General features: G+C 29.7%; 14 protein-coding genes. 9 read left to right on the top strand and 5 right to left on the bottom strand.

What is annotated here, in order from left to right; all coding sequences use genetic code 11:
• Positions 1-125 precede the first annotated feature (125 nt).
• The 5 genes from ABVS04_RS02435 to plsY form a co-directional block, all read right to left on the bottom strand.
• On the bottom strand, positions 126-1,250 hold the full coding sequence (locus ABVS04_RS02435; protein ID WP_368029077.1) for a major outer membrane protein: 1,125 nt from the start codon (positions 1,248-1,250) through the stop codon (positions 126-128).
• Positions 1,251-1,394: 144 nt separating this feature from the next.
• The gene (locus ABVS04_RS02430) at positions 1,395-2,021 is read right to left on the bottom strand and encodes a cytochrome c (RefSeq protein ID WP_368029076.1); all 627 of its coding nucleotides are present in this window, start codon (positions 2,019-2,021) and stop codon (positions 1,395-1,397) included.
• A 148-nt stretch (positions 2,022-2,169) separates the two neighbouring features.
• Positions 2,170-3,297: a porin gene (locus tag ABVS04_RS02425; RefSeq protein ID WP_368029075.1), complete on the bottom strand. Its 1,128-nt coding sequence runs from the start codon at positions 3,295-3,297 to the stop codon at positions 2,170-2,172.
• Positions 3,298-3,555: 258 nt separating this feature from the next.
• Positions 3,556-3,870, bottom strand: a complete 315-nt coding sequence (locus tag ABVS04_RS02420; RefSeq protein ID WP_368029074.1) for a dihydroneopterin aldolase — start codon at positions 3,868-3,870, stop codon at positions 3,556-3,558.
• A 27-nt stretch (positions 3,871-3,897) separates the two neighbouring features.
• Positions 3,898-4,521, bottom strand: a complete 624-nt coding sequence (plsY, locus tag ABVS04_RS02415; protein WP_368029073.1) for a glycerol-3-phosphate 1-O-acyltransferase PlsY — start codon at positions 4,519-4,521, stop codon at positions 3,898-3,900.
• A 121-nt stretch (positions 4,522-4,642) separates the two neighbouring features.
• On the opposite strand from plsY, the gene nadA reads away from it, so the two are divergent.
• Genes nadA through infB form a run of 9 tightly spaced genes read left to right on the top strand, consistent with a single transcriptional unit; the run spans position 4,643 to position 14,107 of the window.
• Positions 4,643-5,632: a quinolinate synthase NadA gene (gene nadA / locus ABVS04_RS02410; protein WP_368029072.1), complete on the top strand. Its 990-nt coding sequence runs from the start codon at positions 4,643-4,645 to the stop codon at positions 5,630-5,632.
• The gene (gene nadC / locus ABVS04_RS02405) at positions 5,629-6,450 is read left to right on the top strand and encodes a carboxylating nicotinate-nucleotide diphosphorylase (protein WP_368029071.1); all 822 of its coding nucleotides are present in this window, start codon (positions 5,629-5,631) and stop codon (positions 6,448-6,450) included. The genes nadA and nadC overlap by 4 nt, the downstream gene beginning before the upstream one ends.
• An 8-nt stretch (positions 6,451-6,458) precedes the next feature.
• Complete coding sequence (locus ABVS04_RS02400; RefSeq protein ID WP_368029070.1) at positions 6,459-7,445, top strand: bifunctional oligoribonuclease/PAP phosphatase NrnA; 987 nt, start codon at positions 6,459-6,461, stop codon at positions 7,443-7,445.
• The gene (locus ABVS04_RS02395) at positions 7,429-8,838 is read left to right on the top strand and encodes a M23 family metallopeptidase (RefSeq protein WP_368029069.1); all 1,410 of its coding nucleotides are present in this window, start codon (positions 7,429-7,431) and stop codon (positions 8,836-8,838) included. Before ABVS04_RS02400 ends, ABVS04_RS02395 begins: the two co-directional genes overlap by 17 nt.
• Entirely contained in the window at positions 8,835-9,740 is a 906-nt protein-coding gene (gene lpxC / locus ABVS04_RS02390) for a UDP-3-O-acyl-N-acetylglucosamine deacetylase (RefSeq protein WP_368029068.1), read from the top strand. The genes ABVS04_RS02395 and lpxC overlap by 4 nt, the downstream gene beginning before the upstream one ends.
• A gap of 11 nt (positions 9,741-9,751) precedes the next feature.
• Entirely contained in the window at positions 9,752-10,204 is a 453-nt protein-coding gene (locus ABVS04_RS02385; RefSeq protein ID WP_368029066.1) for a hypothetical protein, read from the top strand.
• 11 nt (positions 10,205-10,215) lie between these two features.
• Entirely contained in the window at positions 10,216-11,097 is an 882-nt protein-coding gene (gene thrB / locus ABVS04_RS02380) for a homoserine kinase (protein ID WP_368029064.1), read from the top strand.
• A gap of 51 nt (positions 11,098-11,148) precedes the next feature.
• Complete coding sequence (locus ABVS04_RS02375; protein WP_368029063.1) at positions 11,149-11,409, top strand: DUF448 domain-containing protein; 261 nt, start codon at positions 11,149-11,151, stop codon at positions 11,407-11,409.
• The gene (gene infB, locus ABVS04_RS02370; protein WP_368029061.1) at positions 11,399-14,107 is read left to right on the top strand and encodes a translation initiation factor IF-2; all 2,709 of its coding nucleotides are present in this window, start codon (positions 11,399-11,401) and stop codon (positions 14,105-14,107) included. Before ABVS04_RS02375 ends, infB begins: the two co-directional genes overlap by 11 nt.
• The last annotated feature ends 1 nt before the right edge of the window (position 14,108 follow it).

Below are 14,108 nucleotides of genomic sequence, written 5' to 3'. Positions count from 1 at the left end.
AAATCCTTTTGTCAATATATTGTCATTTTAAAGATTTTATCAGAATTTATAAAGTAAGTCAATTAAAAAAAAAGGCTTAGAGTTTAACTCTAAGCCTTTTTTGTTTTATAATTTAAACTTTCTGATTAGAAAGAGTATTGTGCGTGAAGTCTACCCATATTTGAATTATCTCCATCATACTCATATTGTCCAAATCTTGCAAATGTTTTGAAGTTTTTAGACATTTGATAACTAACTTGTCCATAAATTTCATTTTGATCTTTGTCATTTGACATTGATCCAGCATTTAAGTCAGAATAGTTAATTGATACATTAACTGCATCAGTAACTTGTGTATTAACAGAAGCATAAACAACAGAAGCATCTGAAATTCCTGTTAATGTTACTCTCCAGTGGTCATCCATTCCTGTATCTGAACTATAGTCTAATCCAGTTTCTCCACCTTCTTCATCAGTTTGACCGTATGCTACATAAGCTCCGAAGATTCCCATTTGTGCATCTGTACCAATTTTCCATAAAGTATTATCTTTTGCATAGTTATCAAAGTCAATTGATGAATATCTTGCATATGGGTTTAAAGCAACACCAGCAACATCAAATTTAGCTTTAGCTCCAACAGTAAAACCATCTAATGTATCTAATAAGCTAATATAAGTTGCATCTAAAGTAACATTTTCAACTGTAAGATTTGCAGTTGCAAAGTATACATCTTCTCCACCAGTTATAGTTCCAGATGTTATAGGTGCTTCACCATCAGTACTGCTTAAATTAGTTTGATTAAAATATCCACCAGTTAAAGAAACCATACCTAGATTTGTAGTTGCTACAAGTCCTGTTCCTGTTTGCTCGTTACCCATTGCATCTCTATCAATAGTAAATGGAGTTGCAATTCCTTGTTTACCTGCAGTTATAATTGTATTTTGAACACCACTATATGCAAAGTTTACTTCTGATAAGCTAACATCTGCTTGTGTATCTGCTCCATTTGTAGCTAAAGATGCAGGATTAGTTGCATCACCAATAATTACTCTTGAATTAAAAGTTAAATCATCATTAATACTTGATTTCAAATTTGTAGCAATTTTATAATTATTATTTGCGTCACTTGCTCCTTCATAATCATTATATCTATAAGCAGCAGTTCCTGAGATTTCTACGTTTTTAATTGCATCTTCTAAATTTTGTGCATTTGCACATGAAATACTTCCAATTGCAATAATTGTAGCTAAACTTAATTTAGTCATTTTCATTTATTAATCCTTTTTTATTTTATATTGATATGATAAAATTATCTGAATGTTACTTATAAGTTACTTATAAATCGTTAATTATTAGTTAATACTTCATTAATCAATGACTAAAAAGTAAACATTCAGATAAAATATTAGTATTTGCTATTTAATTGAATCTAAATAAGCGCTTATTTTTTCTAAAGTCACATATGTTAAAGTTGAAGTTATTGGTTGCATTGTTGCTGCTCTTCCTCTATCATAAGTTCCATTTGTATATCCATTAATTGAGTGTCTCATATCTTCAGATGTTAAGGTATTAAGAGGTCTTGAATATCCACCAACAGTTGATTCACCTTTTTCTCCATGGCATGATTGACATTTTCTAATATAGTTATCTTTACCTTCTTCTGCTAAATTCTTTTTAACTATAATTTCTTTTTCTTTTTTCTCTGCTTCTTTTTTCTTTTCTAGTTTTTCTAATATTCTAGCTTCCATATCAGCTTGATTTCCTGAAAAATTTGATGAAGAAACAGCCTGAGTTACAGGAGTTTTTAAAACATATATAAAATTCATACCATTTGCTGATTGTGAGATTTTTATATCATCTACATTCCAACCTTTTGCTTTCATATCTGAAATTGTATTTTTACCCATACAAAGTCCACCATCAAGGGGAGTATTTTCAATAGTTGACATAGATTGGTGATTTTCTTTGAAACACATAGTTGTATCTGCGAAAATAGAACTTGCGCTTAATAATAATATAGATGAAAGAATTGCTTTTTTCAAGATAAAATCCTTTTTTTAATTTTATAGATTTTATCATAAATAGTTTAAGAGTTTAGTAATAATAAGAATTTTAATCATAAAAAAAGGATTGAAGAAAAATCTTCAACCCTTTTTAAGTAAGTTTAGTAGTTAAATACTATCTTTCAAATTAGAAAGTATATTGAACGTGTAATCTTCCTCTTGAATCTGTATCTTTAGAAGAATCATCATAATCAACTTGACCAAGTCTAGCATATGTCATGAAGTTTTTACCCATTTTATATGTTAATTGACCATAGTACTCAGAAGCATCAGCATTTGCAGCTGAATCTACAGATAAATCGGCATAAGTTGCAGATAAGTTAACATTAGATAATACATCAACACCTAATGAAGCTTTGATTAATTGAGCATCATTTTTATTTAAATTTAAAGCCCAAGCTTGTAAGTTAACATCTGCATCAGCATCCCCATGTACTCCACCAACTAAAGTACTATAACTATCAGAATCATTTGATTGACCATAATCTAAAGAACCAGTAACGATTCCTAATTTAGCTTTTGCTCCAACTTTCCAGATTGACTCAGTATCTACTCCAGTAGCTGAAGCATCTACAGCTGAATATCTAGCAGTCAAATCAACCATTTCTACCTTAGCTTTTGCACCAAGAGTGTATAATGAAGCTGCATCATCAGCTGCAGAACTTGTTTCCATTGTTTGTAAATACCAAGCATCTAAAGCAACAGGACCAGCGTTACCCATTAATCCTAAACCTGCGATATCTTGACCAGTTGAAACTACACCTAAGTTAGTTTGATTTAAATAAGTAGCAGCTACAGTAACTGGACCTACAGTTGTTAAAGCAGTAATACCAGCACCTGTATCTTCATCACCAGCAGCATCTGCTTGAACAGCGAAAGGAGATGGAACAGCTTGTTTACCAGCAATAACAGTTGTATTAGCTAATCCTGTATATGCAAAATTTACATGAGATACTGTAATATTAGCGTTACCATCTGCAGTATCAGTTTTTAAAGAAACCATATCTGTAGCATCACCAACGATAGTTCTTACATTAAAAGCTAAATCGTCATTAATTGAAGATTTTAAATTAACAGCAAGTTTATATGAGTTACCTGCATCATAACCAACATTACTTCTATCATCATATCTGTATACAGCTGTACCAGAAATATCTACACCTTTAATTGCTTCTTCTAAAGCTGTAGCGTTAGCTGAAGTTAATCCTGAAACTGCGATAGCAGCTACTAAACTTAATTTTGCGATTTTTTTCATTTGTGTTCTCCTAAAATTTCGAAATCTTTTTTCAGTATATCGGAGCGCGCGAACTCATCTAAAACTTTTGGTTTTAAACCTTTTCCGATATTCCGTTACGGCCATTCTACACCACTAAATTTTAAAGTTTTCTTAAAGTTACAATTTGACTGTTAATTCTCTGTTAATTTAAGGTAGTATTTAGTTAACGCCATATTAATGCTTCGTTAATGCTATGAAGAGACAAAAAGTGTCCTATATTAAAGGTAAAATAGTTTGCTAATAATTACTTAACGTAACTATACAATCTTTTAAAATATCTGGTTTTGAGATTTTGATTTGTAGATTTGTTATTTGGTATTTATTTAATAGAATATTTTCTATATATAAAATAGCATCTTCTAGTAAAAGAAATTTTTGCTCTTTCATTGTGGATTTTAAAAGCTTTGATACTTCTGCATAGTCTATAAAAATATCTTTTGTAAATATATAATTAAAAGAGACATTTAAAATAACTCTTTGTTTTTTAATACGTTCGAAATCAAGTATTCCAATGATACATTTAAATGTTAGGTTGTTGATTTCTATTTTCATATTATTTATATCTTAAAGAGAAGAAAGTTATATAACTTTTTTCTCTTCTCCTTTTATCATTCTGATAATATTTGGAATATGTTTATATATAATGATAAATGCGATTATATACATAGGTATATTTGAACCTACATTTAAACCATTATTTAAAAAACTAGCACTTATTACAACTGCCACAAGTCCAAGAAGTGATGAAAGTGATGATATTTTTAAAACCTTTGCACATACTATCCAAACAACAGCTCCAATAATAGTAGGAATTGGAATAAGTACTAAATAAACTCCAAGACCAGTTGCAACACCTTTTCCACCTTCAAGACCTAAGTATATAGAATAACAGTGTCCTAAAACTGAAAGAATTGCAACTCCCCAAAGTGTAGATTCACTAAGACCATAATACATAGCAACTAATAAAACTAAAGTTCCTTTTAATGCATCTAAAATCACAGTTGCAAGACCTAGCTTTTTTGCAAGAGCAGGGTTTGTTTCTTTTACGACTCTCAGAACATTTGTTGCCCCAATTGATTTACTTCCTGCTGCTGTTATATCAACTCCAGCAAATGTTTTAGCTAATATTGAACCAAAAGGAATAGATCCTATTAGGTATGCTGCTAAAAAAAATAAAATGTTTGTATTTGTGAAAAAATCCATCTATTACCTTTTATAATGCTCCTTATTTAAAGGAACTTAAATTGTTTATTTTACTTAATTAAATGAGATTATAACTAAAATTTTGTTATATTCACATTTAATAAAAATTTGAAGGCTTATTTTGAATTTAAAAAATGAAATAATAAAATTAAAAGAAGAATTAGATGTAACTTTAGTTGCTCATTTCTATCAAAGAGATGAAGTATTCGAGTTAGCAGATATTACAGGTGACTCACTAGAACTTGCAAAAAAAGTAATGCTTACAGACTCAAAATATGTTGTATTTTGCGGTGTTGGTTTTATGGGTGAGAGTGTAAAAGTTATGAGTCCAGAAAAAACTGTTCTTATGCCAAAAATTGCTTGTTGTGCAATGGCTAGAATGATTGATGTTGGATATTATGAAGAGAATCTAAAAAAAATAAATGAAGCTGGAATTTCAAATGATGAGATTTTACCAATTACATATATAAACTCAAGTGCAGCTGTTAAAGCAAAAGTTGGACAAATGGGTGGAATGGTTTGTACTTCATCAAATGCATATAAAATTATTGAAAAAGGTTTAAAATCAGGGAAAAAGATATTTTTTGTTCCTGATAGATGTTTAGGTCAAAACTTTGCAAAATCATTAAATTTAAAATCTGCAATTGTAGGTGATGGAACAGATTTAAAGCAAGCTGATATTATATGTTATAATGGATTTTGCTCAGTTCATCAGCAATTTACTGTTGAAGATATAGAATTTTACAGAGAAAAATATCCAGATATTTTAATCGCTGTTCATCCTGAATGTGATCCAAGCGTTTGTGATGCAGCTGATTTTGTAGGTTCAACTTCTCAGTTGATAACATATATAAAAGAATTAGACCCAGAGCAAAAAATTGCAGTTGGAACTGAATTTAATATGGTAAGTAGATTAAGAGATAAAAATACATATATTTTAAGTTCAACAAAACCTGAATGTCCAACAATGAACGAAACAACTTTACAAGATGTTTATAATACTTTAAAATCTATAAAGGATAATAATATATCAAAAGAAACTGAAATTACAGTATCACAAGATACCGCTAAGTGGGCAAAAGTTGCATTAGAAAGGATGTTTGAAGTATGATAAATATAAAGAAGTTTGTAAAAAATGCCATTATAGAAGATAATGGTAGAGGGGATTTATTCTTCGATGTTGCTCCAAAAGGTAGATTTACAGCACGAGCAATTTGTAAATCAGATGGAATACTAGCAGGTGTTCAATATGCTAAAGTATTAGCAAGAACAGAAAAATTTGATTGTAAATTTTTGAAAAATGATGGTGATGAAATCAAAGAGGGTGATATTATTGCTGAACTTGAAGGTAAGGCTTCTATTTTATTATCATCTGAACGAACATTTTTAAATATGCTTCAACACGCATCAGGAATTGCAACTATGGCAAACAAGTATGCAAAACTAATTGAGGGTACAGGTGTAGTTTTACTTGATACTAGAAAAACAAGACCACAATTAAGAGATTTTGAAAAATATGCTTCAAGGGTTGGAGGTGCAATAAATCACCGACTTGGGCTTGATGATTGTTTAATGCTAAAAGATACTCACTTAAGAACTATTGAAAATCTTGAAGAGTTTGTAAAAAAAGCTAGAAAAAGAATTTCTTGGGTAACTAAAATAGAAATCGAGTGTGAAACTTTTGAGCAAGTTAAAGAAGCTATGCATGCAGGTGGTGATATTATTATGTGTGATAATATGACAAGTGAGCAAATAAAAGAAGTTGTTGCTTTTAGAAATACGAATTATCCTCATATTTTACTTGAAGCTAGTGGAAATATCAATCTTGATACTATTAAAATGTATGCTTCAACGGGTGTTGATGCTATTAGTAGTGGCAGTATTATTCATCAAGCAACTTGGCTTGATTTTTCTATGAAGTTTGATTAGGATTTATTTTGAAAAAAGATTTTATAATAAGTAATAAAGTTGATATGGCAGAACATACTAAAGCTCTAGCACTTATTGAAAAAAGTAGATATATATTAATTGTTACCCATGTAAATCCAGATCCTGATTCTATTGGTTCAGCCTTGGCTTTATCAAATTTATTTCATGAAAATAAAATAAAACATAAGGTATTTAACATAAGTGCTGATTTACCTCAGAATTTAGATTTTATATCTAGATTTGATAAAATCACAGATCAATTACCAGCTTTTTATGACCTGATTATTTCTGTAGATTGTGGTACTTTTAAAAGATTAGGCTTTACTCCTGATCCATCAATTCCAATTATAAATTTTGATCATCATAAATCAAATAACCATTTTGGAACGGTAAATATTGTAGATCCTATGAAAAGCTCAACAGCTGAATTAGTTTTTGAATTTTTTAAACACAATGGTTTGTACATCACAAAAGATTCAGCAACTGCACTTTATGTAGGTATTTATGATGATACATTAGCATTTTCATTAGGAAGATGTGATGAATTAACTTTTGAAAAAACAAATTTTTTAGTTGAATGTGGTGCTAGCCCTTCTGATATTGCTAATAAGCTTTTAAGAAGAGATTCTCTGGCAAAATATAGAATTATTCCAAAAGTTTTAAATAGTTTAGAACTTTTCAAAGAGGGTGAAGTAGCCTCTATAATTGCAAAAGAAGAGTGGTTTAAACAAACAGGTGCTCATAATAGAGATTGTGAAGATGCCTTAGATATGATTATGAGCATTGCAATAGTTAAAATTGCTTTTTTTGTAAGAGTTGTAAATGGCGTTTCACGGGTGTCATTAAGATCTAAGGGAAAAATTGATGTTGCTAAGATTGCAGGTGAATTTGATGGCGGTGGTCATTATAATGCAGCTGGATGTACCTTAGATATGATAGATGTAGAAAAAGCAAAAGAAATAGTATTAAAGGAAATTTTTGAAGTTTACAAATAATAAATACAGTATTAAAGGTTTAGGAATATATATAGGCCTTATTATTTTTTTATCAGCAGTTGTGTTTTTGTTATTCTCTAATATGTTTGAGAGAAACGCTCCACAAATTAAAGTGCAAAATGAAATTTATTGGAATTTTCAAAAACCAATAAATGTAGCAATTGCTGATGATACACAAATAAAATCTTATGATATCTTTTTCATAGATGGTGAAAAAAAGATAAAACTAGAAACTAAAGTTGTAAAAAATGAAAACGGAATCATAGAATTAGATGTAATGCCTCCTGCTTCTGATGAATTTTATAAACCAAAAGAAGCTACTTTACAAGTAGATGTTTATGACACAAGTAAATGGAACTTTTTTAAAGGAAATCATGCTGTTAGTAATTCTAAAATAGTTATTGATAAAAAAAGTCCAGTTGCCAATGTAATTTCAAATTCATATTTATTAAGACAAGGTGGAAGTGGAGTTATTATTGTAGAGATTAATGATGAAAATATAAAAGACTACTATATTTCATTTAATGATGAAGAGGTATTTGAATTATTTCCTTTTTACAAAAAAAACTATTATATTTCTATAATTACTTGGCCTATTGATATTAAAGAATTTAAAAGAGTTAATGTTGTTGCAGTAGATTTAGCCGGAAATAGAACAGAAGCAAAAGTTCCTTTTTATATCAAAAGTTTTAAAGAAAAAATTGATGATATAAAAATCTCAGATGATTTTGTAAACAATGTAAGTAAACATGTTTTAGAAAATAGTGAAATGAGTGTACCTAATAATATAGTTGAAACTTTTGTTAAAACAAATAAAGAGTTAAGAGAAAAAAATGTTAAAACAATAAGAGATGTAGCAAAGAAAAATCTTATGAATAATATGAATACATCATTTGACATTAAACCTTTTGTTCGATTACCAAATGCTGCAACTTTTGCTAAATTTGGAGAAAGAAGACACTATTTTTATAATGATATAAAAATTGATGAAGCATGGCATTTAGGTATGGATTGGGCTAGTGTTAAAAGAGCTGATGTATATACTTCAAATCCTGGGAAAGTTATATTTAAAGGTTATTTAGGAATTTATGGGGATTCAGTAATTATAGATCATGGTTTAGGAATTGGATCATTATATGCTCATACAAGTAGTATAAATGTAGAGCTTAATGATGAAGTAAAAGCTGGACAACATATTGCAAATACAGGTTCAACAGGAGCTGTTTTTGGGGATCATTTACACTTTGGAATGTTAGTTCAAGGTATTGAAGTAAATCCAAATGAATGGCTTGATTTTGACTGGATGAAAACAAATGTAACAAAAACTATAAATGATGCTGTAAAAATAATAAATGGAAGCGGAAATACAAACGCTAATGGAAGTGCAAAATGAAACAAAGAACAATAGCAAAAAGTATAGAAATTGTAGGTATTGGATTACATAAGGGTGTTCCTGTAAAAATGAGACTAGAACCACTTGATAGTGATATGGGAATAGTATTTTACAGAGTTGATGCAGGTGTTACAATTCCACTAAAAAGAGAAAATGTTGTTGATACAAAAATGGCAACAGTTATTGGGAAAGATGGTGTAGTAATATCTACAATAGAACATCTTTTATCTGCTGTATATGCGTATGGAATAGATAACTTAAGAATTGTAATTGATAATGATGAGGTTCCTGTATTAGATGGAAGTTCAGCTGGATATTGTATGTTAATTGATGAAGCAGGAATAAAAGAACTTGATAAATCAAAAAAAGCTATTAAAATCAAAAAACAAGTAGAAGTTACAACGCCTGAGGGTAAAAGAGTTACTTTAAAACCTTCTAATAGAATTGTATATGATTTCGAAATTACCTTTGATCACCCTGCTATTGGAAAACAAAATTTTCATTTTGATTATTCAATTGCTGAGTATAAAGAAAACATTAGCCGTGCACGAACATTTGGATTTTTACACGAAGTTCAATATTTAAGAAGTATTGGCTTAGCGCAAGGTGGATCAATGGAAAATGCTATTGTACTTGATCAATCAAAGGTTTTAAATCCTGAAGGTTTAAGATATGATGATGAGTTTGTTAGACATAAAATTCTTGATGCTATTGGTGATATGGCACTTTTAGAATATACGCTTGTAGGTGAATATGATGCAGTTGCGGGAAGTCACCATTTAAATCATTTACTAACAAAAAAACTTTATGAAGATGAATCAAATTATGAAATAATTGATTTAGAAGAAGCAACAAATGAAGCTGTAGTATTTGAGATGGCTTATTCAAAAGTTGAAAGTTAAGATTTAGAAACTTGATAGAAGTTTTAGTTATAACTATTTCAAACCCTTTATTAATAGGTGTTTATGAAGATAAAAAATTGTTAAAAGAGCATAAACTTGATGGTAAAACTTCTGATTTACTACCAGGTTTATTTACTGAATTATTAAAACAATTCAATATAAAAAGAATCACTTACGTAAACTCTCCTGGCTCATTTATGTCAATAAAAGTTGCATATATTTTTTTAAAAACAATTAGTATTACTAAAAATATTGAATTAAGAGCTGCATATGGTTTTGAATTTAATGAAAATTCTCCTATTAAAGCGCTTGGTAAAAAATATTTTATAAAAGATGGAGATGAAATTAAAGTAGATTTTTTAGAAAAAGATAGTATAATTCGCGACTTTAAATTACCTATGTGTATAGAAAAATATAATTTTAACGAAGAAACACTGCCGATATATAATTTACCAGCTGTTTAAGAAGGAAATAGATGAAAGTAAGCGTTCCCGCTACAAGTGCAAATTTAGGCCCAGGTTTTGATTGCTTAGGTTTAGCAATATCTATGAAAAACCAAGTAATAATCAGACCATCTAAATTTCATAGTGTATCTTTAAAAGGTGAGGGTGCTAATAATCCTGCTTTAAAAGATAATAATATGTTTATATCAATATTTAATGATTTTTATCATAATTTATCATATAAAAAAAGACATTTTAGATTTGAATTTCAAAATGAAATTCCATTATCAAGAGGATTAGGTAGTTCATCTGCTGTTATAGTTTCAGCAATTGCCAGTGCATACGCAATTGAAGGAATAAAATTAGAAAAAGATAAGTTACTTAACTTAGCTTTAGCTTATGAAAATCATCCTGATAATATTACACCTGCTGTTATGGGTGGATTTAATGTAGCTTGTGTTCAAGAAAATGAAGTAAGATATATAAACAAAGCAATTCCAAAAAATTTAAAAGCAGTAATTGTTGTACCTAATAGAGCAATTTCAACACAATTGTCTAGAAAAACACTACCTTTTAAATATTCAAAAGAAGATGCTGTATTTAATATCTCTCATTCATCTTTATTAACTGCTGCATTTATGGCTGAAGATTGGGAGATGTTAAAACATGCATCACATGATCAAATTCACCAAAAATATAGAATGAAACAAATGCCAGAGCTTTTTGATGTTCAAAAAACTTCTTTAAAAGAGGGTGCTTTAATGAGTACCTTATCAGGTTCTGGTTCTACACTTTTTTCTATGTCATATGCAGATGATAGTAAGAATTTGGAAAAAGCTTTAAAGCTTAGATTCCCTCATTTTAAAGTATTCACAGCTGACTTTGATAATGTCGGTGTAAGAATAGAAATTTGATTATTTTTGATATTAAGTATATTTTAGGTATAATGCTTGGCTAATTCAAAAATGATCTTAAGAACCTGTGTCGTTTGCAAAGGCAAATTTGAACAAAAAGAGTTACTAAGACTAAAATGTGAAGAAAAAAAATTATTGTTTTACAATAATTACGGTAGAAGTTTTTACATTTGTAGTGATTGTCAAACAATGTTGCAATCAGATATAAATGGAAAAGATTTTAAAAGAATTGAAAAATCACTTTGTAAAGAGTGTAAAAATAAAGATAAGTATGTCACACAACTTAAGGAGATGCTAACAGATGTCAGATAAAGTAAGAGTTTATGAGATTGCAGAAGAAGCGGGAGCAACTAGTGCAGAAGTAATTGCAAAGGCTAAAGATTTAAAAATAGAACTTAAATCACCCCAAAGTGCAGTATCATTTGAAGATGCTGAGGAAATAACTAATTATATAATGACTGGGAAAAGTCCAAAATTAGAAGTTAAATCAGTTGCTAAGCCTAAAAAAGTTGTACAAAAAGCAACTGAAAATAAAACAGAAGAAATGGAAAGTAAAATAACTGAAATCAAAAAAGAAGTAGTTATAGAAGAAAAAACTGAAACTATTGAAAAGAAAGATACAGAAGTTAGAAAAAAACCAGAATTAAAAAAAGTTGTAATTTCAAAGCCAAATATAAAGCCTGCACCTTCTAAATCTCAAGAAGAACTTGATAAACCTGATATTAATCCTGATAATGCTAATAAAATTGTACCTAAAAGAAGAGGTTTAGTTATTATTAAGAAGAAAAAACCAAAAATTGAAGCACCTGTTGCAAAAACTTTTGAATCTGAAGCTCAACCTAAAAAACAAATGAAATCTTTAAGTGAAATTCTTGGTGGAAACGAAGAAGAAACAGTTAGTGAAAATTTAAAAAACAATTTTGATGATATGAAAAAATCAAAACCTAAAAAAGAGAAAAAGAAAACTATAGTTAAAGCTCAAGATCATGGTAAAAAGCTAGATAGAACATATAGTGATGAATTTTCAAGTTCGGATGATTCATTATTAGGTGAAGAAGTTGTTTTACTTGATATGGGATTAAATGATAATCTTAAAATATTCGATGAGCCAAAACCTCAAAATCCTGCAAAACAATCAAGAAGCTCTAGACCTGCTGCTTTTGGTAATGCACCACAAGGTTTAAAAAGAGGAAAGAGAAAGAAAAGAATTGCTAGAACTCAAGAAACAGTTGAAATAACAGAAGTTACAATCCCTGAAGATATTAGAGTTTATGAATTTGCAGAAGCTTGTGGTAAATCTCCAGCTGAAGTAATCACTGTATTATTCTCATTAGGAATGATGGTTACAAAAAATGATTTCTTAAAACAAGATGAGTTAGAAATTCTTGGTGAAGAGTTTGGAATTGAAGTAACAGTAAGAGATGCTTTAGAAGATGTGAATTATGTTGGTGATTACCATGATGGTGATGAAGATATAGATGATTCTCATTTTGTTACAAGACCACCTGTTGTTACTATTATGGGACACGTTGATCACGGTAAAACATCATTATTAGATAAAATTAGATCTTCAAAAGTTGCATCTGGAGAAGCTGGTGGAATCACACAACATATCTCTTCTTATACAGTTGAAAAAAATGGACAAAAAATCACATTTGTAGATACTCCTGGACATGCTGCTTTCTCTGCTATGAGATCAAGAGGAACTGCAATTACAGATATTGTAATTATTGTTGTTGCTGCTGATGATGGAGTTAAACCTCAAACTGAAGAAGTTATTGCACATGCAAAAGCAAGTGGTTGTCCAATTATTATTGCAATGAATAAAATCGATAAAGAAACTGCAAATATTGATATGGTAAAAGCTCAAATGGCTGAAAAAGGTATGACACCTGTTGATTGGGGTGGAAATACTGAATTTATTGGTGTATCTGCGAAAAGTGGAGAAGGAATTGAAGATTTATTAGAAAATATCTTAATTCAAGCAGAACTTTTAGAGCTTAAAGCGGATCCTACAGCAAAAGCAAAAGCTGCTGTTATTGAATCTTCACTTGAAAAAGGAAGAGGTCCTGTTGCTACTATTATTGTTCAAAATGGTACATTAAAAATTGGTGATAATATTGTTTGTGATACTACATTTGGTAGAGTAAAAGCAATTACTGATGATAATGGTAAACCAGTTAAAGAGTTAGGTCTTTCAGAAACTGGAACGGTTTTAGGATTAAATGATGTTCCAACTACAGGTTCTGTAATGGTTGTTATGGATACAGATAAAGAAGCAAGAGATATAGCAACAACAAGAGCTGAACATGCACGTGCTAAAGAATTATCAAAATCTACAAAAGTTTCTTTAGAAGAGATGAGTGGATTAATTGCTGAAGGTAAAATAAAACAACTTCCAGTAATTATTAAGACAGATGTTGGTGGATCATTAGAAGCTATTAAAGGTTCATTAGAGCAAATAGCAAATGAAGAAGTAAAAGTAAAAGTAATTCATGCAGCAGTTGGTGGAATCACGGAATCTGACTTAATTTTAGCAAGTGCATCTGAGGGTTGTATTATTTTAGGATTTAATGTAAGACCAACAGGTTCTGTTAAAGCTAAAGCAAAAGCTGATGGTGTTTCTATTAATACATATTCAATCATCTATGACTTAATTGATGATGTTAAAGATGCATTATCAGGTATGATGAGTGCAGTAATTAGAGAAGAAAATACTGGTCAAGCTGAAGTTAGAGATACATTCGTTGTTCCTAAAGTGGGAACAGTTGCAGGATGTTTAGTAACTGATGGTAAAGTAATTAAAGGTGGACACGCTAGAATTATTAGAGATGGTGTTGTTACATATACAGGAAGAATTTCATCATTAAAAAGATTTAAAGATGATGCTAAAGAAGTTGCTAATGGTTATGAGTGTGGTATTATGTTTGATAAATTCAATGATATTAAAGTTGGAGATTTCATCGAAACATTTATTCAAATTGAAGAGAAAGTATCAGTAGATAAGTAAT

Source organism: Arcobacter sp. s6, assembly GCF_040884245.1.
GTDB lineage: Bacteria > Campylobacterota > Campylobacteria > Campylobacterales > Arcobacteraceae > Aliarcobacter.
The sequence above is the reverse complement of the archived record's forward strand: the minus strand, read 5'-3'. Positions and strand labels throughout refer to the sequence as shown.